Source organism: Arenibacter latericius DSM 15913 (genome assembly GCF_000424985.1).
In the GTDB taxonomy this organism is placed as follows: domain Bacteria; phylum Bacteroidota; class Bacteroidia; order Flavobacteriales; family Flavobacteriaceae; genus Arenibacter; species Arenibacter latericius.
In genome coordinates this window covers 17,855-40,459 of sequence record NZ_KE384287.1, presented here as the reverse complement: position 1 = coordinate 40,459, position 22,605 = coordinate 17,855, and the positions used below count along the sequence as shown (strand labels likewise).

Here is a 22,605-nt window from a genome sequence, read left to right as displayed (position 1 = left end):
CTTCTTATCTTTAAATAAGTAATAAATTGTTTTTTACAGGAAGATATCGACTCCTCCCTTTCCGTCTAATCAATTTGACTTTCTAAAAGTGTTACTTCCCTCTACACCTCCCATTCTCCCCAGTAAAAATGAATTATTAAAAGGTTCAACCTAGAATATTTCCATATTCTAAACCGCTACTTTTTATCAAATATTTGTTTAATCTAAAAATCTAAAACGATGCCAGCACCATTTATTAATGAAAAATTTACGTTTACAAATCCAGACGGAAGCACTATTGAGGTTGTAGGTTCGGGGAATCAATTCCACGCAAGATTCGAAACTGAAGATGGCTATACAGTGATACAAGACCCTGAATCAGGATTTTACAAGTATGCCCAACTTTCTGATGATAATAGTAAATTGTTACCCTTGAAAAATAATGTAGGAGAGGTAAATCCTAATGAATTAGGGTTAGAAAAACATATTAGCTTACCAAAAGAGAGCGCAAAACAGTCTGCCGAAAGTGCATTAATGGCACAAGGAACAACCCCAAGATGGAAAGTTAGACGAGAGGCTAAAAAAATTGCTATTTCCCAACTACGTGCAGATGGGGCATTAGAAGCAGCCGCTTTTGCTGCTCCTACTGTAGGAAACTATATTGGTTTGTGCATTCTTATTGAGTTTCCCGATGTCCCTCAAACTATTAGCAGGCAAGAAGTAAATAATTTTTGCAATCAATCTGGCTATTCCGGCTTCGGGAATAATGGTTCGGTCAAAGATTATTTCTTCGATAATTCTCGTGGAAAACTTACCTACACCAATGTGGTAACACAATACTACACTGCTTCCCACAACAGATCTTACTATACCGACCCCAATGTTACCTATGGTACAAGGGCTAGGCAATTAATCACTGAAGCGTTAAATCATTTTAAGTCACAAGGCCTTAACTTCGGTCAATTAACCTCAGACAGTGGTGGTTATATATACGCTTTAAATGTATTCTATGCGGGACCGCGGGTAAATAATTGGAGTGAAGGTCTTTGGCCACATCAATGGTCTTTAGGTGCTCCTTACAATGCGGGAGGTGGTAAGAAGTTTTCCGATTATCAAATAACAAACATGGGAAGTTCCCTAACCTTAAGAACTTTTTGTCACGAAAATGGTCATATGATATGTAGTTTTCCTGATTTGTATGATTACGGTGGGGAATCTAGAGGTGTCGGTAATTATTGTCTTATGTGTTATGGAGGAGATGATAGAAACCCAGTACAAGTTGGGGCCTATTTAAAAAATGAAGCGGGATGGGCTACTAGCCTAAAAACAATAACATCTGGTATCACCGCAAGTCTTAACGCAGCGAACAATGAGTTTTATATACATCTCAAGAATGCAGACGAATATTTCATCATCGAGAATAGACAAAAGACAGGTAGAGATGCTTTTCTACCAGATTCTGGCCTAGCTATTTGGCATATAGATGAAAAAGGCAGCAATCAGAACGAGCAAATGACCTCAGCTCTTCATTATGAATGCTCTATTGAGCAAGCAGATAATAATTTTGACCTAGAGAAAAAAGTTAATATAGGTAATGTTGGAGATCTTTTCAGCGCACCAGGAAACACTAAATTCTCAGACACAACAAGTCCTAATAGTAAATGGTGGGATGGCACCAACTCTAACCTTAACATCTCCGACATTTCCAGTTCAGGGTCCATTATGACCTTTAAAGTACTTGGGGTTGCAGGTTGGATCTATGGGAAGAAAGTTAGCTACACTAGTGGAAGTTCTGGAACTAAATGGGCACATGCCATTATTGAAGACTTCTCTGGTTGGAGAAGAATTGCTCCAACTTCTACCGATGGGATTACTAATGTTTTAACCATCCTCAACGCAGCAGTAACCAAAGATAAAAAGGTTAATGTGTATTTCGGAACAGATGGAATGATCTACGGGGTTTATATGTCCTAGAATAATTATAACAGCAACACTCCCCTAAAACAAAAGATTTAAATCTAATTATTAACATTTAAAATCAAATATTATGTGGTATTACGGTAAAAAAGTAAAGTATGTATCATCGTATGTTAACTCTAAAACATGTCATGCTATAATAAGTGACATTCCTTCTCATACGGGCTGGTTAAGTATATCCCCATCATCAACAGATGGAGTAACAAATGTACTCGGGATTTTAACTGCAGCAAATGCCAATGACCATAAGGTCAATGTTAAGATTGACTCCAATAAAATCACGGCGGTTTACATGTCGTAGAGATCGTTTAATCATAAAAAAAATAACTATGACAATTTTTAAAGTATCGTTTTCTTCGGATTCCTTAGAAGGACTCAACTCACTTACAGGCAAGTCCTTATCGACTTTGAATAAAAACCCTGACTCTTCTATGGGCAATAATCCACCACCTTCGCCTGATGATAGTCAGGAGGTTAATAACCTAACTAATAGCTCTGAAGCAATATCTCCACCTCCTATTCCGATGGAGAACAACCAAATGGAGGGGGAATCCTTTTCATCAGATATTCCGCCAGCTCCGCCAATGTCGGAGCCAGGAACATCGGATAGTTTTCCATCGGCAGATGAAATGTCACCTCCACCCTTACCTAGTTCGGAAGGCATAATAAATGATGGGCAGTCCTTACAGACTATTACGTCTCCACCTCCAATGCCAGAATCAATAAGTAAAAGTATTGACGGAGACCAAACAGAAAAAGAGATTGATCCGCCACCTGCCCCAACCAAAACAGCGACCAAACGTTCTAAAAAAACACCAAAACCTTAAAACTAATGGTTAATTACCAATAAAATAGAAGGTGATTGCTACTAAAATCTTTATAAGGAGTTGAATAAAGAAGAATGGCAGTAATCCTAAAAACTACATCGAGGTGGGCAGCAAGCCTTAATTTGAATTGTATTTCAGGATAGGCTAGGGCCGACTTCGAGTTTCGTTATTTTCATAATCAATCCATTTACAAACTCTATTCCGACAGTAAAAGTTGCCAATAACTCCACCTGTGTTCCACTAAAATAGTAGTGATTTACACAAGCTCATTTACGTAGTACGTAAAAAACTTAGTAATAAAAAGTAGCTATGTCCTTGCAGTATATAAGTAAAAAAACATCCAGATTATATAAGCACCCAACAGGTGCATCATATAATCAAATACTTATTTTTGGTGAAGAAGTTCGCATAGAAGGAAATGTAATAAATGGACGAGTTAAGGCGATCTATAGAAATAAATATGAAGGATATATTAAAATTGCTCACCTAAAAGAGCAGGCTAGTTTAGAAGTTTATTTTATTGATGTGGGGCAAGGAGATGCGGCCTTTATAATTACACCTGAAAGAAAGAAAATCCTAATTGATGGCGGCAGTAATAGTCAGGCTAGAGGATTCTTAAGTTGGAAATTTCAATTAGCCAATGAAAACGCACCAAATTTAGTAATAGATTTATTGGTATTGACACATGCCGATAGCGATCATCTCAAAGGACTAATTCCCATTTTAGAACACGATAAAATAGAAGTTCGCCAAATTATACACAATGGAATTGGTCTTTTTCTAGGAATGGATGAGAAGTCTGGAAACCTAAGTACTAACAAAAAACATTTAATCACCTATCACAATAAATTATCCGAACTGATCAATTTACCCTTAAGACGAACTTTTAAAAGATGGATAGAATTAATTGGAAGATTAAATATTCCTTATAGAGCAGTAAGTAACCAGACCAGTAATTTTAATATTGGTGATAGTACGGTGAACATAGAAATTCTAGGTCCCATATTAGAAAAGGATTCAAACAACTTTACACAATTAAAATGGTTTGGCAACCACTCCCATACTATTAATGGCCATTCTGTTATGTTGCGACTAATTTATGGCGAAATCAAAATTTTATTTTCTGGAGATATAAATATTGAAGGTAGTGAATACCTAATGGAGCACCCCCAATCTACGCTACAATTAAGAGCACATGTCTTTAAATCTCCTCACCATGGCAGCCATCAATTTCATTATCCTTTATTAGAAGCTGTACGTCCTCAAATATCTATAATTTCATCTGGCGACTCACCCGATCATGGACATCCCCGAGCAAATTTTATCGGTGCTGTAGGCCTAGCATCCCGCTCTAAAAATCCTTTAGTCTTCTCAACGGAAATTGCTGCTACCTTTGTAGATGCTAACGAAATTGATATTACAAACGTTATACCTAGAAGTGTTATTAGACCCACAGATTTAAAGAAAGCACGCATTTTTAAAAAGATTCTTCATGGAATGATCAATATTAGGACTGATGGAAAAGCCTTATACGCCATGAGGAGGGTAAATGCGAGTTATTGGTGGGAGTCTTACGGCCCATTGACACCTGCAGATTATCCCAGTATTTTTTAAACAATTAGCAATTAAACAGGAGCCTTATAGTTTGATTTTACTTCACTATAAATTCCACTCTACTAAAAAGTGTTTCAAAGTACTCCTATATCCACACCATTTTCATCAAATTGTAATAACTACACCTTATCATCTAAGCTTTTCAACTTCTCCTATAGGTGTCACAAGCTCTATTAGAGAAGGTAGCTTCTACACCCTTGGGACAAGAAATGTTATATCTCTCTATTAACCATTCAAATTAAATATCAAACCCATTTACGACATAATTCCACATGTGATTTTCGTCATAGTTTTATTAAATAAAAACTTCAAATTTTGCCCTTTAGTTAGTAGAGCCTCAAAAAAAGAATTCCATAAAAGTTGTTCTAGCTTTGCCTAATCAATATAATAACTAATCGATTATGAAACTGCACCTTAGTATTAAATTCGTCTTTTGTTTTTTTATCTTTTCCTTTGGGTATTCTCAATTCACACTAAACACCGAACTACGCCCACGTAGTGAATACCGGCATGGGTACAAAACACTTTTTCCCGATAATGAAGATGCAGCTCTCTTTGTATCGCAACGCACTAGGCTTAATGCAGATTACAAATTAGACGGCCTATCCTTTTATCTTAGCCTCCAAGATATTAGAGTTTGGGGAGATGTGCCACAGCTAAACAATTCTGATAAAAACGGAATTGGTATCCATCAAGCTTGGGGAGAGATTGCATTAAATAATGATTTATCCCTAAAGGTAGGAAGACAAGAAATTAGCTATGATGACCATCGGATATTTGGAAATGTGGGATGGGCTCAACAAGCTCGTAGTCATGATGCCCTATTACTTAAATACCAAAACTCAAATTTTAACATGCATTTGGGTTTAGCATACAATCAAGACTCAGAAGACCTTACCGGAACCACGCTAACAACCCCAGGCACCTATAAGAGCATACAATACCTCTGGGGAAATAAAACATGGAAGAAGCTTTCTGCTAGTATTTTATTTCTAAACAACGGGATGCAATTTATAGACCTAATAAACAGCAATGACAACAAAACTAGATATAGCCAGACCTTGGGAACCCACCTAAAACACCAAGATGAAGGTTGGATGCTAAGTTCTAATCTCTTCTATCAAATGGGAAAGGATGTTTCCAATAATAGTCTAAATGCATTTCTTATCTCCTTAGAAGCCAATTATAAAGTAACTAATAAGTGGCAAATAGGACTTGGCGGTGAACTGCTAAGCGGAAATAACAATGGTATTCCAGAGAATGGTAAGAACAAAGCTTTTAATCCTTTTTATGGCACCAATCACAAGTTTAACGGTCATATGGATTATTTTTATGTGGGCAACCACATCAATAATGTCGGCTTAATAGATATCTACCTAAAAACAAAATTAGTGTTTAGCGAAAAAGATAACCTCAGCATTGCGTTCCATAATTTCTCTGCAGAAGCTCCCCTATCAGGCACAGGTAAGAAACAATTGGGCAACGAATTAGATTTGACTTACAACTATAAAATTCAGAAGTATGTTTCCTTGGCTGCGGGATACGCTCACCTATTTCCATCTGAAGGAATGAAAAGTTTGAAGGGAAACTATGATGAAAACACCAATAATTGGGGATGGGTAATGCTAACCATAAATCCCACCTTATTTACTACCAATAACTAAACAACTCTATTCCTATTAAAGGTATGTCACCTAATCTTATAACTGATAAATCCAATAAGCCCTCCCATACTAACCTCTGGAACATTATTAATGGAGTAGTAACACCTATTACTTTAGAGAAGTAACAAAAATGCAATGATTACAGTGTATCTGCAACCAGTTTCATAATAATTTAAAACTAAGAAGTATCATACTTCCTAGTAAGATTATACTTATTTAATTGCCGTAAATTTATCTTACAATTCTCTTATCTTCTGATATTTGACCTTCTCTTGTGTGACATAATACAATTATTTTTTTATATTACTCTCTGATTTAACCATTTTAATATTAACCAACCTAACCTATCACAATGAGAAAAACGCTACTTTTTTGTATTGTTTCTTTTATCTGTAGCATTAGTAATGCTCAGGAAGAACCCACCAAAAATCCCTATTGCGAACCAGATCCGGTGGCCTCGACCGCAAGTTTCTTAAACTACTTGAAGCTCTCTAGCACCAGAGCGGGAGATGGAGACTTATTACATCATACTTCTGAGAATACCGGTTACGAAAATGTGACCTCTACTACGGTAGAATTGATTCCCGAAGGATCCTATACCTTTAACTTTGGGGTTGGGGATGCGTCTGCTACTGCCTACAAGCGAGTACATGTATGGATAGACAAGAACGGGGATGGCGATTTTGAAGACGCTGGTGAAGAAGTGTTAAGCTGGACAGGTGCAAACACCGGTACAGATCTTAAATTCTCCAATAAAGGGATAGGAGCAATTGAAGTAGAAGGAATTACTAGAATGCGAGTAGCTATGCGTTCCTCGGACAGCCCTATAGATCCTATTACTCCCTGCGATGTTTTCACAGACGGAGAAATAGAGGATTATCAAGTCAGTTTTCCCGTTACTCCACCAACTGCTGGCACGTATTGCGAACCAGAAGCTGTAGCGTCTACAGCCAGCTATTTAAACTACCTAAAGGTATCGAGCACTTCAGCGGGAGAAGGTGACTTATTAAATCACACTTCTGAAAACACCGGGTATGAAAATGTAACTTCCTCCACTATAGCGATGGTCTCTTGAGGAACGTACACATTTAATTTTGGGGTTGGAGATCCAAACGTTACAGCCAATAAGCGAGTACATGTTTGGATAGACAAAAATGGGGATGGTGATTTTAACGATGCTGAGGAAGAAGTGTTTAACTGGACCGGAGCCAACACCGGTGAAGATCTTAAATTCTCCAATAAAAATATTGGTGTTGTAACTGTTGAAGGCACCACCCGGATGAGGATAGCCTTGCGATCTTCGGACAACCCTATAGATCCCATTGCTCCTTGTGATGTTTTCAACGACGGGGAAGTAGAAGACTACCAACTTAGTTTCCCTGTTGCCCCTCCTTCTGACGGTGCCTATTGCGAGCCTGAAGCTGTGGCCTCTACCGCAAGTTTTTTAAACTATTTAAGACTATCGAGCACCTCAGCTTCCAATGCCGATCTATTAGATCAAGCAACAGAAAACACGGGCTACGAGCATGTAGACGCTTCTACCGTTGAGCTGTTCTCCGAAGGCAGTTATACCTTTAATTTTGGTATTGCAAATGCCACTGCCACCACTTACAAAAGAGTTCATGTTTGGATCGATAAAAATGGCGATGGCGATTTTTATGATGCCGGAGAGGAAATATTTAGCTGGACAGGAGCCAATACCAGTTCGGATCTTAAATTTTCCAATAAGGCTATTGGCGCTATAACTGCGGAAGGAACCACGAGAATGAGGATTGCCATGCGATCTTCAAACAGCCCTATTGATCCCATAGCTCCTTGTGACGTTTTCAATGACGGGGAAGTAGAAGACTACACCTTCACCTATAAGGCTACTGAAAAACTTAGCTTACTGACTCCTGAAATCTCACACGATTTATTTATCAGCAGTAAAACCACCTATGCCACCGATGGCAAACCCCATACCTATAGGATCCCTTCCTTGGTAACTACCACCGAAGGATCCCTTTTAGCCATTGCGGATGCCCGTTTAAACAATAGTGCCGATGTACCCGGCCGCATCGACTTGTATGTTAGAAGAAGTACGGATAACGGAGATACTTGGAGTGACAACATTATTATCAACACCCAGCATGGGGGTGATGCTTGTACCGTTGTTGATAGAACTACGGGAAGAATTTTTATTTTTTATGCCTATTCGGAAAGGAAAAATATTTTTGGTTCTAATGGAGACCCTGATAGTCCTGACACCTTAAGATCCCAGTACGTATATAGTGATGATGACGGCCTCAGCTGGTCCGAACCAGTAGACCTAACCGCAGCCCTATATAAACCTGGAGACAATTCTTATTGGGCCTCTGGTGGGAATGGCATCCAATTACGGAATGGCACGCTAGTAATACCTATAGCGGTGGTGAGAAGCGGTGTTATTTATGGAGGTATCATCTATAGCGAAGACCATGGAGAAACTTGGCAAAGAAGTGAAACCAACAGTTATTCCAAGTTCGACGAAAACACCTTGGTTGAGCTAAACGATGGAAGTATTATGGTAAATGCACGGAACCATTATGGAACGCAAACAAGATTAATCACCCATACTTCGGATTTAGGAAAAACTTGGACACCCTATACGTTTGACGCTACTTTAATAGATCCCATTAATCAAGGAAATATTTTGAGATACACCTCAACAATAGATGGATACGACAAAGACAGAATATTGTTCAGTAATGCAGCCAATAGGTCCTCTAGGGTAGACGGAGCTTTAAGAATTAGCTATGACGAAGGAAAAACATGGGCTTATTCCAAAATGTATCAGCCTGGCTCCTCGGCCTATTCTTGCTTAACCATTCTACCGGATGGAAAAATTGGAGTATTGTACGAAACGGAAAACTACTCCAAAATTAGATTCAAAAGATTTACGCTAGAGGAATTAACGGATGGTACCGACTCCTATACATGCCCCGATCCTACAAACGAGTATCAAAGCGATTTCGATGGAGACGGAATTGCCGATGTTTGTGATGATGATGACGATAATGATGGGGTTTTGGATGTTCATGACAAGTGTCCCGAAACCGATCCGTCGGAAACGGTAGATGCAGACGGTTGTCCCATCCGCACTTTATTACCTCTAGACAATTTCTTAATTCAGACCACAAGTGAAAGCTGTAGAAACAGCAACAATGGAAAGATAACAATTACCGCTAGTCAAGCCTATAGCTACACAGCTACTATTGTAGGAGCTGAGACCAATGGCACTTACCAATTCACGAATGAAACAGAAATAATTGGATTACCTTCAGGCAATTATGAGGTCTGCATCACCTTAGAAGAAATACCTGGATATATTCAGTGCTACGATCTTAGGATAAATACTCCAGAAGCATTAAATGTGCAATCTACCGTGGACAGGTCAGCCAAAAGCATTGCTTTAAAGATGTCTAAAGCCAATCAATATAACATAGACGTCAACGGAATAAAATTCAATACGAGCAATCCAGAAATGGATTTACCGCTGAAAGAAGGATTAAACACCATTAAAATATCTACGGACAAAGATTGTCAAGGTGTTTTTGAAAAGGTCATTTTTGTTTCCACTGATATCATCGTTTATCCAAACCCTGTAAAAGATAGAATGTATATACAATTGAGCAATGACGACACCTCCAATAGTGTAACCATCAATTTGTATTCTAATACCGGGGTTTTATTGATTACAGAAACATCCCCCGTCCAAAGCGGTATTGCAATTATCAATGTAAACAACTTAAAAGCAGGTATTTATACTATGAAAATTAAAACGAAAGCAAATAAAAAGAATATAAAAATTATAAAACTATGAAAAAATTAATCGCACTTACCGTAACTATTTGCTTTATGGCATGCACTAAGGGAAATGAAGGAGGTGAATCAGATACAATAGCCCCTAACGCAGTAGGTTTGGTTTTTCCGGAAAACAATTCTGAATGTTCGGAAGGCACCATCATAGATGATAAGAATAGTAGCATCGTATTTAAGTGGGATCCCAGCGAAAATACGGATACCTACACCTTGCAGCTAAAAAACCTAAACACAGGAATTACATCGGTATTTCCAATGAATACCACCGAGAAATCCGTTACGGTAGAAAGAGGCGTACCTTATTCTTGGGAGGTAATCTCTACTTCCAATTCTTCCACGGAAGTAGTAAAAAGTGAAACTTGGCAGTTTTATAGTGCCGGGGATGGAATTAGCTCCTATGCTCCATTTCCTGCACAGCTAATTAGCCCAATATATGAGGCCCAGATAACACCTACCAATAACTTAGTAAACCTAAGCTGGAGTGGTAGTGATGTAGATGGGGACATTGTTGGTTACGATGTATATTTTGGTGATACGGAAACCACAGAACCTTTTCAAACTTTAGTACAAGAAAATAAGTTGGAAAATATTAAAGTTACCTCTGGGACTACCTATTATTGGAAAATTAGAACCCATGATTCACAGGGGAATAGTTCTACCACCAATTCTTATAAATTCCATGTGAATTAAATAGAGACTCATTCTTGCCTCTCTCCCTCTCCTAAGGAGAATACTTAAAGTAAAAAAACATTTTACAAAGATTTCCTGCCTAGATATTATTATCTGGGCAGAATTTTTTATAAGCTGAATCCATATTATATTTATACCTCCCAAACAGTTCAGAAATAACTCTTTACACTGTGCATGCACAAGACAAAAACTTTCCCGTTAACTTGGGAATCATCCCTTGATGGCGTTATATTTGTAAAAAAAATAATTACGGTTGACAAAATCTATCTTGCCACAACTGTTTGCACAGTCTCCGCAATTGCGAAAACTGCAGGCAATCATTGCCGATTCCCAAAATAACACTACTTCAGAAAATTCAACTATAACAAATATAAAAGGTCTAACAGGGTCTTCTTTATCCTTTGTTATTTCTGAAGCATTCAGTAAGGCATCGGCCCCATTCCTCTTTGTACTATCCGATAAAGAAGAAGCAGCTTATTACCTAAACGATTTAGAACAACTTATAGGTGACAAAGATGTGCTGTTCTATCCTGGGAGTTATAGAAGGCCATACCAAATTGAAGAGACAGACAATGCTAATGTACTGTTACGTGCCGAAGTCCTTAACCGCATCAACTCCAGAAAGAAACCGGCAGTTATTGTAACCTATCCGGATGCCCTTTTCGAAAAAGTGGTCACCAGAAGGGAATTAGAAAAGAATACCCTAAAAATTAAGTTGAATGACACCCTTTCTCTCGATTTTTTAAATGAAGTCTTATTCGAATATAAGTTTAAGAGGGTTGATTTTGTTACTGAACCAGGGGAATTTTCCTTGCGAGGTGGAATTATGGATGTGTTTTCATTTTCGAATGATGAACCATATCGAATCGAGTTTTTTGGAGACGAAGTAGATAGTATCAGAACCTTTGATGTGGAATCACAACTTTCTAATCAAAAGGTAAAAAAGATTACAATTATACCCAATGTAGAGCATAAATTTCTTGATGAAAATAGGGAGAGTATTTTTAAATATATTGCCCCTAACACCATTGTATTCAGCAAGAACCTTGATCATCTTTACAATAGGGTAGATGACTTTTTTAAAAAGGCCGAAGAGGAGTTTGGGAAGTTATCTAATGAAATAAAGCGCGCTCAGCCCATAGAGCTCTTTGCAAATTCGGAGGTAATAAAATCTCAACTAAGAGACTTTACCGTATTGGAAATAGACGGAAATAAAAACTCCAACACTAACGAAACTATACTTTTTAATACCCAACCACAGCCTGCATTCAATAAAAAGTTCGACCTATTAATAGACAACCTCAACCATAACCACAAAAAGAGATACACCAATTATATTTTCTGTGCTACAGACCAACAGGCACAACGTTTTCACGATATTTTTGAAGAGGTTGACAAACAAGTACATTACAAAACTATTGTTTATCCACTATATCAAGGATTTGTAGAAAACGATCTAAAAATTGCCTGTTATACCGATCATCAAATTTTTGATCGATACCTTAAATTCCACCTAAAGAATGGATATGCCAAGAAACAGGCGATTACCCTTAAAGAACTTAATAAACTAGAAATTGGAGATTATGTTACCCATATAGACCATGGTATTGGAAAGTTTGGCGGACTCCAAAAAATAGATGTTGAGGGTAAAAAGCAAGAGGCTATTAAATTGATGTACGGAGAACGTGATATTCTATATGTAAGCATCCACTCTCTTCATAAGATCTCCAAATTTAATGGTAAGGACGGCACTCCTCCTAAGATATACAAGCTAGGATCTGGGGCTTGGAAAAAGATTAAGGCTAAGGCCAAATCTAGGGTAAAGAAAATTGCCTTCGACCTTATTCAGCTTTATGCTAAACGTCGATCTCAAACAGGGTTTCAATACGGCCCAGACAGTTACCTGCAGCACGAGCTGGAAGCTTCTTTTATCTATGAAGATACTCCAGACCAAAGCAAATCTACAGAAGACATTAAAAAGGATATGGAAAGTGAACGCCCTATGGACAGATTAGTTTGTGGGGACGTAGGCTTTGGAAAAACCGAGGTAGCCATACGAGCTGCTTTTAAAGCAGTAGATAATGGTAAGCAGGTGGCTGTACTTGTACCCACTACTATTTTGGCTTTTCAACATCACCGCACTTTTACAGAGCGATTAAAGGATATGCCCGTTACCATTAGCTATCTTAACCGGTTTAGAACTGCAAAGGAGAAAAAAGAGACTCTTACCGACTTAGAGGCGGGTAAAGTAGATATTATTATTGGCACCCATCAACTGGTAAATAAGAATGTAAAGTTTAAAGATTTAGGGCTTTTAATTGTAGATGAAGAACAGAAGTTTGGTGTATCGGTAAAAGAAAAATTGAAATCCATTAAGGAGAATGTAGACGTACTTACCTTAACTGCAACACCAATTCCAAGAACTCTTCAATTTAGCCTAATGGCGGCAAGAGACCTTTCTGTTATTAACACAGCGCCTCCAAACAGATACCCCATACAAAGTGAGGTAATCCGTTTTAATGAAGAGACTATTAGGGATGCCATTTCCTATGAAATACAACGTGGAGGACAAGTATATTTTATCCATAATAGAGTGGAAAATATTAAGGAAGTAGCCGGAATGATTCAACGGTTAGTGCCAGACGCCAAAATAGGCATTGGTCACGGACAAATGGATGGCAAAAAATTAGAAGCCCTTATGTTAGCCTTTATGCGTGGAGAGTTTGATGTCCTTGTTGCAACTACTATTGTAGAAAGTGGGCTAGACGTAACCAATGCCAATACCATTTTCATAAATAATGCCAATAATTTTGGACTGAGTGATTTACACCAAATGCGAGGACGAGTAGGACGAAGTAATAAAAAGGCCTTCTGTTATTTTATTACCCCTCCCTATGAGGTAATGACCAACGATGCCCGTAAGAGAATTGAAGCTCTAGAGCAATTTACAGATCTTGGAAGTGGATTTAATATCGCTATGAAAGATTTGGAAATTCGGGGTGCTGGTGATCTCCTAGGAGGAGAACAGAGTGGTTTTATTAATGATATTGGTTTTGATACTTACCAAAAAATACTATCCGAGGCCATTGACGAACTTAAAGAAAATGAATTTAAAGACCTCTATCAAGAGGTAGATGGGAAACCTAAAGTTTATGTAAAAGACACCCAAATAGATTCTGATTTCGAATTACTGTTCCCAGATGATTATATCAACAATATAACCGAACGCCTAAATCAGTATACCGAACTCAACCAAATAAAGGATGAGAAAGCTTTGCAGAAATATGAGTCGCAATTAATAGACCGCTTTGGAGAGCTACCCACCCAGGCAGTAGACCTATTGAATTCTGTACGTATTAAATGGATTGCCAATAGTATAGGCTTAGAAAAAATAGTAATGAAAAAAGGCAAAATGATAGGCTATTTTATTGCCGATCAGCAGTCGGACTTCTATCAGAGCAATCAATTTACAACCGTATTACAAATTATACAGAGTAACCCTAAACTAGTAAAACTGAAGGAAAAAGAAACCCGTAAAGGGCTTCGACTTTTATTGGTGTTTAATAATATCAACTCATTAGACAAGGCCTATAAAGCCATGCAACACCTTAGCCCTAAAGATCTAAAAGCTAAAATTGAATCTACCTAAAAAACCTGATTGACAATGACGATTAAAAATATACTACTCTTACTAGGAATGGTTTTGGTCCATAGCATCAAGGCGCAGCATAGCATTTCGGGAAATATGGCACCAGCAGAAAATCTAAAATGGCTAATTGCCTATAAACTAAACGCAACGGATCAAAGCTATATTGCGGATGCGGCTATAAAAAATGGGGCTTTTAAATTAGAGATTCCAGAAGATGCACCTATAGGGATGTATCGTGTGGTATATGCCATCCCTCAAGATGAATATTATTTTGATGTTATTTACAATGGAAAAGAAGACATCTCCCTTTCCTTTGATATGCAGAAAGGGTTGGAGATTAACGCGTCTAAAGAAAATATAATTTATCATAATTACTTTAAACAAACAAAAGAATTAACACAGGCAATTAAGCAACAATATGCTAAAAACAGCCCTAATCGTAAAGCAATTATGAATCTCTTTAAGCAACTTAATGAGGTTCAGAAATCTTATGAATTAGAAGCTAAAGACCTCATTAGTGCACGTTTTATTAAAGCAAGCAGACCATATGTCCCAACAAGCTATGAGGATGATGCAACATATTATACCAACCTAAAGAAATACTATTTTGAAACCGTAGATTTTAAAGACCCCTTATTACAAGAATCTGGCTATTTTTCGAATAGGGTAATTCAATATGTTTATAATTCCTTCCCTGCAAAACCGCTACCTGAAGATAAGGTGGAATTGGAGCTTATTGAAAATATAAAGCACGTTTCCGAAGTCTATGCACCTTTGGATGCCGAGTATAAAACAAGAATAATGGACGATTTATGGAGCACCGCTACTAAGAACAACTTGGATAGCACTGCAAATTTCATATATGAGCAATTTCTGCGAGATTTAGCAAAAAGTACCAATAACAGTGAGCTAATCCATAAAATAGACACTCACAACCGATTAAAAATAGGCGCAGTTGCCCCGGAAGTAGAATGGGAAGAAAAAGGAACTCTTCACAAACTGAGTGAACTAACTGGACATCAATACTATGTATTGGTTTTTTGGAGCAGTGAATGTTCCCATTGCCTAAACCAACTCCCAAAACTTCAGCAAGGGACAAAAGCATTTTCTATTGCCAAAGTAGTAGCTATAGGTCTAGAAAACGATAAAGACAATTGGAAAATGGAAGCCGCTAAATTACCTAATTTTATTCACGGTGTTTCCTTAGGAAAATGGAATAGCCCCTACGTATTAACCTACAATGTAACGCACACCCCAACATACTTTATTTTAAATTCAGATAAAAGAATTGTAGCAAAACCTGACAGCTATGAAGAAGTAGTGGCATTTTTGCAAGGAAAGTAAATAGTATAAGAAAACCATTACCAATAGAAGAGCAAAGCTACTGTTCTAGTCACTAAAACATATTAGAACAGTAGTTCTTTTTCCTATTATAAGGTCTTAAGATCTTTAATTGTTCTAAAGGCAATATCTACCTGTTCATCATTCACTATAATCGTAAATTCGTTTGTAGTAGAGATAACTTCGTATAACACAATCCCTTCCCAAGCCAAACGTTGGAAAATAAAATAATAAATACCAGGGACTGAAACATTTTCGGCAGGCAACTTTACCGTTATAGAAGAAAGGTGTTCGGCTTTCTGTGTACACTTTTCATTTTTAAACAACTCTTCTACAGCAGTATCCAAAATATTGCTCACAACAATATTCATCTCATTTACCCCCCTAGAAGAAGTATAGAATACATCCTTGTTTTTATTGACCTCTTTTAATAAAGTAGTCTGATTCTCCAAAATTGTATCGGAAACTAAAAAGGTAAAATCGGTTAAGGAAGAGCGAACAGTTATTTCACCTATATTTTTTAAAACTTTTATAATTTTATGGGTAGCACGAAACTCTAAATCATCAGAAAGACGCTTTAACGCCATTACTATTGCCCCGTTCCTAATGTCCTTTCCCAATTCCATTTCAATCTCAGGCTTTACAATCCTAGATAAAGACGTAAGATTAATAATTCCTTGAGCTAGTGCACTTTGCAAAAAAGGCTTCTTCTTAATATAATCTTCTACAACTGCTGAAATTGTTCTCATCTTATAAAAGTTTTGGTAAAAATAACAATTTGTTATAAATAAAACAAATGTTTAGAAATGATAAAATGCATTTTCCCAATGGTCTATCTTAAATTTAGTACCTTCCTTAAGAATAGCAATAATATCGAACCTCACCTCAATGTCTAGATCCCTACTAACCACATATTGATCGGCGGCTTTTACTATTAACTTTATTTTTTTCTCGGTAACGGTATCGGCAATATCCTGCCAATATTCAGAACTTCTAGACTTTACTTCTACCACCGCCAATATCCCGTCCTTCTGCGCGATAATATCAATTTCTGCTTTTAGATAGCGGTAATTTTTATGAACAATGCGATATCCATTTTTAATGAGATAAGCCTCCGCTAATTTCTCCCCTTGTTTACCAAATTCGTTGTGTTTTCCCATCTATTCTAAAGATACTATAAATTATAGTGTACTTTATATTAAAAACTTTTTCAGTACGGCAGTAGCAAATAAACATTTCTATACTTACTTAGGTAACAGAGCATAAAATGAAATAAACACAAGGTCCTTCCTTAATCCTAATTCCTTTCCCTAAACCAAGGCTTATTTTTCTGAAGAATGACTCGCCTCCACACAAAAATCTTTATTTTTGCAGCCTAATTCTACAGTAATGTCACAAAACCAACAAAAGCCAGCAAGATATACTATTACCGCTGCACTTCCATACACTAATGGCCCCATACACATTGGGCATCTGGCCGGTGTTTATGTACCTGCCGATATCTACACCAGATACTTAAGATCCACAGGAAACGATGTGGCTTTTGTATGTGGTAGTGACGAACATGGTGTAGCTATTTCCATGAAAGCAAAAAAGGAAGGAGTAACACCGCAAAATATCATCGATAAATACCATGGTATAATAAAACAATCTTTTCTTGATTTCGGAATTACATTTGACAATTACTCCAGAACATCAGCAAAAGTACATCATGAAACAGCCTCTGAATTCTTTATAAATCTTTATGAAAAAGGAGAGTTTATAGAAGAGTCTACCGACCAATTGTACGATGAAGAAGCAAAACAGTTTTTGGCAGACCGTTTTGTTATTGGTACTTGCCCTAAATGTAGTCATGAAGAAGCCTATGGTGATCAATGTGAAAATTGTGGATCTTCATTAAATGCAACCGATTTAATAAATCCTAAATCTACCATTTCTGGTGCGGTTCCTACACTGAAAAAAACCAAACACTGGTTTTTACCTTTAGATAAGTATGAAGGATTCTTAACTGAATGGATTTTAAAAGGTCATAAAAGCGATTGGAAGCCCAATGTTTATGGACAATGTAAGTCATGGATAGATGAAGGGCTTAAACCAAGGGCAGTAACAAGAGATTTAGATTGGGGAATACCTGTTCCCGTAGAAGGCGCAGAAGGCAAGGTCCTTTACGTGTGGTTTGACGCTCCAATAGGGTATATCTCATCTACCAAAGAATGGGCAGCTAGAGAAGGAAAAGACTGGGAGCCTTATTGGAAAGATAAGGATACCAAAATGGTACATTTTATAGGCAAGGATAATATTGTGTTTCACTGTATTATATTCCCAAGCATGTTAAAAGCGCATGGCGATTTTATACTTCCTGAAAACGTACCTGCTAATGAATTTTTAAATTTAGAAGGTCAAAAGCTGTCAACTTCTAAAAACTGGGCGGTTTGGCTTCACGAATATTTGGAAGACTTCCCCAACATGCAAGATGTTCTTAGGTACAGCTTAACAGCTAATGCACCAGAAACTAAGGACAACGATTTTACTTGGAAAGATTTCCAAGCAAGAAATAATAACGAACTGGTAGCTATCTTTGGAAATTTCATCAATCGTGTAGTAGTTCTTACCAACAAATACTATAACGGTATTGTTCCAAGTCCTGGGGAATTTAGCGAGGTAGATAAGAACACCTTGGAAGAGTTAAGAAAATATCCAGAAATCATAGCGAGTTCCATAGAAAGATACCGATTCCGTGAAGCTGGTCAAGAGCTTATGAATCTTGCACGTTTAGGGAATAAATATTTAGCTGATGAGGAGCCATGGAAAGTAATAAAGCAAGATGAGGAAAGAGTAAAAACCATTATGTTCGTGGCATTACAAATTTCTTCAGCCCTAGCAGCACTCAGTGAACCTTTCTTGCCCTTTACCTCAGAAAAACTGAATTCTATGTTGGGCACCGATAAATTAGAATCAGAATTAAGTTGGAATGCTGTTACTCAGAACTCCATATTATTACCTTCTGGTCATCAGATTAACAAGGCAGAGCTATTATTTAGTAAAATAGAAGACAAGACCATAGAAGCACAATTAGAAAAGTTGGAAGCTACCAAAAAAGCAAATGAAATTATGAATAAGGAAGTTACCCCTCAGAAAGATACAATCACTTTTGACGATTTTACTAAGTTAGATATGAGGGTAGGCACCATTATAGAAGCTGAAAAAATGCCAAAAGCAAAGAAACTTTTGGTATTGAAAGTTGATACCGGATTAGATGTAAGAACCATTGTTTCCGGAATTGCAGAAAGCTTTAAACCAGAAGATATCGTTGGCAAAAAAGTTACCGTTTTAGTGAATTTAGCACCTAGAGCATTACGCGGCGTAGAAAGTGAAGGGATGATCTTAATGACCGAAAAGGAGGATGGAAAATTAGTCTTTGTAAATCCAGATGAGGACGGTGTAGGAAACGGAGAAACGATTAATTAAGTTTCTAGCAGAAGTAATGGAGGTCTCGACTGCGCTCGAATATCGTATTGTTAGAATTAAATTAACCAAGACGGCAATTCCACCGTTTACCATAAAAATTACCCCTTAAAATGAATCTGATTTCCTACATTACCAAACACACTCAATTACCTATAAAGAGTGTGAAAAATACGGTTGAGTTATTAAATGAAGACTGTACAGTGCCCTTTATTTCCCGATATCGGAAAGAAAGGACAGGTAATTTAGATGAAGTACAAATAGGCAATATTGTGCAGTATAAAGTGCAATATGATGCATTGGAGAAACGGAAAGAGGCCATTTTAAAATCCATTGAAGAACAAGATGCCCTAACTACGGAATTAAAAGAAAAGATTACTAACAGCCAAGATCTCACCACTTTAGAAGACCTTTATCTGCCTTTTAAGAAAAAACGAAAAACAAAAGCAGAAACGGCTAAAAAAAATGGATTAGAGCCCTTAGCAAAAAGCATACTAGCACAGAAATCCGATGAGATAGATTTTGAGGCTTCTAAATACCTTTCCGAAAACGTACCAAATGAAGACGATGCTTTAGAAGGGGCACGACATATTATTTCTGAATGGATTAATGAACGTACCGATATTAGAAATCAGTTACGGAGTCAATTAGAGAAATTTGCGCAGATTACCACTAAAGTTATCTCCACCAAAAAAAACGACGAAAAAGCACAGAAATATCGAGATTATTTTGATTGGAGTGAATCGCTAAATCGATGCCCTTCACATCGATTACTAGCTATCCTCCGTGCAGAAAATGAGGGCTTTGTACGTGTAAAAATAGAAATAGACGACGACAAGGCTATATCGAATATCGCATACAAGATCATAAGAACAAACAACGCATGCGCTCCTCATTTGCAAATGGCAATAGAAGACGCTTATAAAAGATTGTTATTCCCATCCCTTTCCAACGAGACATTAAAAGCAGCTAAAGAAAAAGCCGATGAATCGGCCATAATGGTCTTTTCTAAAAATTTAAAGCAACTACTTTTAGGATCTCCTTTAGGAGAAAAAAGAATCATGGCCATAGATCCTGGTTTTAGAACCGGTTGCAAAGTAGTTTGCCTTAGCGCACAAGGAGATTTGCAACACAATGAAACCATTTATCCACATGCACCACAAAATGATAGTACTGGAGCTATTAAGAAAATTAGTTCCCTAGCAGATGCCTATAAAATAGAAGCCATCGCTATTGGTAATGGCACAGCGTCCCGAGAAACAGAACAACTTATAAAGCGAATTCAGTTTAAAAACAATGTAGAGGTTTTTGTAGTTAGTGAAGCAGGGGCTTCCATATATTCTGCCTCTAAAATAGCACGGGAAGAATTCCCTAATTATGATGTTACCGTACGTGGAGCAGTTTCAATAGGTAGACGATTAGCAGACCCCTTGGCAGAGCTAGTTAAAATAGACGCTAAATCTATTGGAGTGGGACAGTACCAACACGATGTTGATCAAACTCTTTTAAAAAACTCCTTAGATACTGTAGTAGAAAGTTGTGTAAATACGGTTGGAGTCAATATCAATACCGCAAGTGTTCCTTTGTTGAGTTACGTTTCGGGAATCGGGCCAAAATTAGCCGAAAATATTGTAGCCTATAGAAATGAAAATGGCGCATTTGCTAGTAGAGCAGAAATAAAGAAAGTACCCCGATTAGGACCAAAAGCCTTTGAACAAGGAGCTGCTTTTTTACGAATAAAAAATGCTAAAAACCCCCTGGATGACTCTGCTGTTCACCCTGAAAGTTATTCTATTGTAAAACAAATGGTAAAAGACCAAAATGTTGGACTTTCAGAAATCATTGGTAATAAAGAGGTCATCAAAAGAATAAACCTGCAAAAATATTGTACTGACACAGTGGGCTTACCTACCTTGAAAGATATTGTGAAAGAATTGGAAAAACCAGGTTTAGACGTTCGTGAAAAAGCGAAGGTTTTTACCTTTAACCAAAATATACGTAGTATTTCTGATCTTAAAGAAGGGCAGCTATTACCAGGGATCGTAAACAATATTACCAATTTTGGCTGTTTTGTAGATGTAGGCATAAAAGAAAGTGGGCTAATCCATATCTCTAATCTATCGGATAGTTTTGTTAAAGATGTAAACGAACATGTTCACCTTCACCAACAGATAATTGTTAAAGTTCTAGAAGTAGATATCCCTAGAAAACGTATTCAATTGGCCTTGCATAAATAAAAACATTCTTAAAATAACGAACATAATCTGTCGCTACACCCTTGATCAGTGCGATTATTCCCTACCCCTATTTCTCTATTATGTTTAATAATTTAGGATCTACATCCGCTTAGATTACAGAGAGTTAACTTTAACAATTTATCTTATTTAGATTCATTAAAAATAAATACTTTTGTTATGTAATTACAGATCTATATTCACTACTGTGGGCAAAAAGAAAAAAGAGGAAAAGAAAAAAGACAAGAAGCTAATGAAGGCTGAGAAAAAGAAGCAGAAAAAGCTTCTTAAAGCCATGGCTCCTCCTGGTTGTAAAACCAAATGCTGTGAAAAGTATTTAAAATCCGAGTCCAAACGCTGTAAGCGCTGCCCGTGTTTTGATTTGATGGCGAAAGTCGCCTAAATTCCTGAACGGTTGCCGTGTTACCATAGGCATAATGCACTCCTTAATCTATATGAATGTGCGACCGCGATGCGGCCGTCGTTGGTTTTCCTATATTTATTTTATATCTCTCCTGCGGAGAGCTATTAATGTTCGACCACGATGTGGCCAACGTTGGTTTCCCTATATTTATTTTATATCCCCTGCGGGGAAATGAATGTTCGACCACGATGTGGCCAACGTTGGTTTCCCTATATTTATTTAATATCCCCTGCGGGGAAATGAATGTTTGACCACGATGCGGCCAACGTTGGTTTCCGTTATTAATTTTATATCCCCTGCGGGGCTATGAATGTTTGACCGCGATGTGGGCGATGGTGGTTTCCCTAGGTTTATTAGATTGCACCTAATCTTCCGTAAAAATATATTCTGGTTTAAAATCGATTTCATTTATCTTTAATAAATGAACATATTCCTGCCGGAAGGTTTTTCCGGTATGGTGGGATTCTTGGTTCTTAATGTAATTTATAACCCTTTGTAATTGGGACTGTCCTACCGAAAATGCTCCAAAACCTCCCTGCCATAAAAATTTTTCATCTAGATAACCATTTTTATTTATCCATTTGGAAGAGTCAGACTTTATATCCCGAACCAAATGAGATAAATTACAATTTGGTTTTGTACCGATTAATAAATGAACATGGTCTGGCATTCCATTAATAATCATTAATTTTTGGTTGTTGTTTTTAACGATACCCGTAATGTATTTATACAAATCGTTCTTCCATTCCCTTGCTACCGCATTACGACGCCATTTTACAGCAAAAACGATATGAAAATATATTTGTGAATAGGTGTTTGCCATCTTATTATGAATTTATAGCTATTAATGTTCGACCACGATGTGGCCGTTATTGGTTTCCCTATAATTATTTTATATCCC

Annotated in this window: 15 protein-coding genes; 12 read left to right on the top strand and 3 right to left on the bottom strand. The window is 37.2% G+C overall.

What is annotated here, in order from left to right; all coding sequences use genetic code 11:
* The first annotated feature begins 219 nt into the window (after positions 1-219).
* The 9 genes from H344_RS0118010 to H344_RS0117965 all read left to right on the top strand — a co-directional run bounded on the left by H344_RS0118010 (position 220) and on the right by H344_RS0117965 (position 15,584).
* Complete coding sequence (locus tag H344_RS0118010) at positions 220-1,953, top strand: M6 family metalloprotease domain-containing protein (RefSeq protein WP_026811543.1); 1,734 nt, start codon at positions 220-222, stop codon at positions 1,951-1,953.
* A gap of 332 nt (positions 1,954-2,285) precedes the next feature.
* The gene (locus tag H344_RS0118000; protein ID WP_026811541.1) at positions 2,286-2,783 is read left to right on the top strand and encodes a hypothetical protein; all 498 of its coding nucleotides are present in this window, start codon (positions 2,286-2,288) and stop codon (positions 2,781-2,783) included.
* A 309-nt stretch (positions 2,784-3,092) separates the two neighbouring features.
* Complete coding sequence (locus H344_RS0117995) at positions 3,093-4,397, top strand: ComEC/Rec2 family competence protein (protein WP_026811540.1); 1,305 nt, start codon at positions 3,093-3,095, stop codon at positions 4,395-4,397.
* 401 nt (positions 4,398-4,798) lie between these two features.
* Complete coding sequence (locus H344_RS0117990; RefSeq protein WP_026811539.1) at positions 4,799-6,061, top strand: alginate export family protein; 1,263 nt, start codon at positions 4,799-4,801, stop codon at positions 6,059-6,061.
* 352 nt (positions 6,062-6,413) lie between these two features.
* Complete coding sequence (locus H344_RS0117985) at positions 6,414-7,136, top strand: GEVED domain-containing protein (protein ID WP_026811538.1); 723 nt, start codon at positions 6,414-6,416, stop codon at positions 7,134-7,136.
* Positions 7,137-7,205: 69 nt separating this feature from the next.
* The gene (locus H344_RS22380; RefSeq protein WP_316929570.1) at positions 7,206-9,902 is read left to right on the top strand and encodes a GEVED domain-containing protein; all 2,697 of its coding nucleotides are present in this window, start codon (positions 7,206-7,208) and stop codon (positions 9,900-9,902) included.
* On the top strand, positions 9,899-10,591 hold the full coding sequence (locus H344_RS0117975; RefSeq protein WP_034256977.1) for a hypothetical protein: 693 nt from the start codon (positions 9,899-9,901) through the stop codon (positions 10,589-10,591). The genes H344_RS22380 and H344_RS0117975 overlap by 4 nt, the downstream gene beginning before the upstream one ends.
* Before the next feature lie 253 nt (positions 10,592-10,844).
* On the top strand, positions 10,845-14,240 hold the full coding sequence (gene mfd, locus H344_RS0117970; protein WP_026811536.1) for a transcription-repair coupling factor: 3,396 nt from the start codon (positions 10,845-10,847) through the stop codon (positions 14,238-14,240).
* A 15-nt stretch (positions 14,241-14,255) separates the two neighbouring features.
* On the top strand, positions 14,256-15,584 hold the full coding sequence (locus H344_RS0117965; protein ID WP_051254390.1) for a TlpA family protein disulfide reductase: 1,329 nt from the start codon (positions 14,256-14,258) through the stop codon (positions 15,582-15,584).
* A gap of 86 nt (positions 15,585-15,670) precedes the next feature.
* On the opposite strand, the gene H344_RS0117960 is transcribed toward H344_RS0117965, so the two are convergent.
* Positions 15,671-16,330, bottom strand: coding sequence for an aspartate kinase (locus tag H344_RS0117960; protein ID WP_026811534.1), 660 nt, complete (start codon positions 16,328-16,330; stop codon positions 15,671-15,673).
* Positions 16,331-16,381: 51 nt separating this feature from the next.
* Positions 16,382-16,741 (bottom strand): YraN family protein, encoded by a 360-nt coding sequence (locus H344_RS0117955; RefSeq protein WP_026811533.1) that lies wholly within the window; start codon positions 16,739-16,741, stop codon positions 16,382-16,384.
* 229 nt (positions 16,742-16,970) lie between these two features.
* Here H344_RS0117955 and metG point away from each other — a divergent pair, with 229 nt between their 5' ends.
* From metG to H344_RS0117940, 3 genes are all read left to right on the top strand, one after another.
* Entirely contained in the window at positions 16,971-19,049 is a 2,079-nt protein-coding gene (gene metG, locus H344_RS0117950) for a methionine--tRNA ligase (RefSeq protein ID WP_026811532.1), read from the top strand.
* Between the two features lie 110 nt (positions 19,050-19,159).
* A complete protein-coding gene (locus tag H344_RS0117945) occupies positions 19,160-21,283 on the top strand; it encodes a Tex family protein (protein ID WP_026811531.1) in 2,124 nt (707 codons plus the stop codon).
* Between the two features lie 205 nt (positions 21,284-21,488).
* Positions 21,489-21,683 carry a hypothetical protein gene (locus H344_RS0117940; RefSeq protein WP_026811530.1) on the top strand — a complete coding sequence of 65 codons (195 nt, stop codon included), beginning with the start codon at positions 21,489-21,491 and terminating at the stop codon, positions 21,681-21,683.
* Between the two features lie 385 nt (positions 21,684-22,068).
* Here H344_RS0117940 and tnpA read toward each other — a convergent pair whose 3' ends face one another.
* Positions 22,069-22,527 (bottom strand): IS200/IS605 family transposase, encoded by a 459-nt coding sequence (gene tnpA / locus H344_RS0117935; protein WP_026811529.1) that lies wholly within the window; start codon positions 22,525-22,527, stop codon positions 22,069-22,071.
* Positions 22,528-22,605 lie beyond the last annotated feature (78 nt).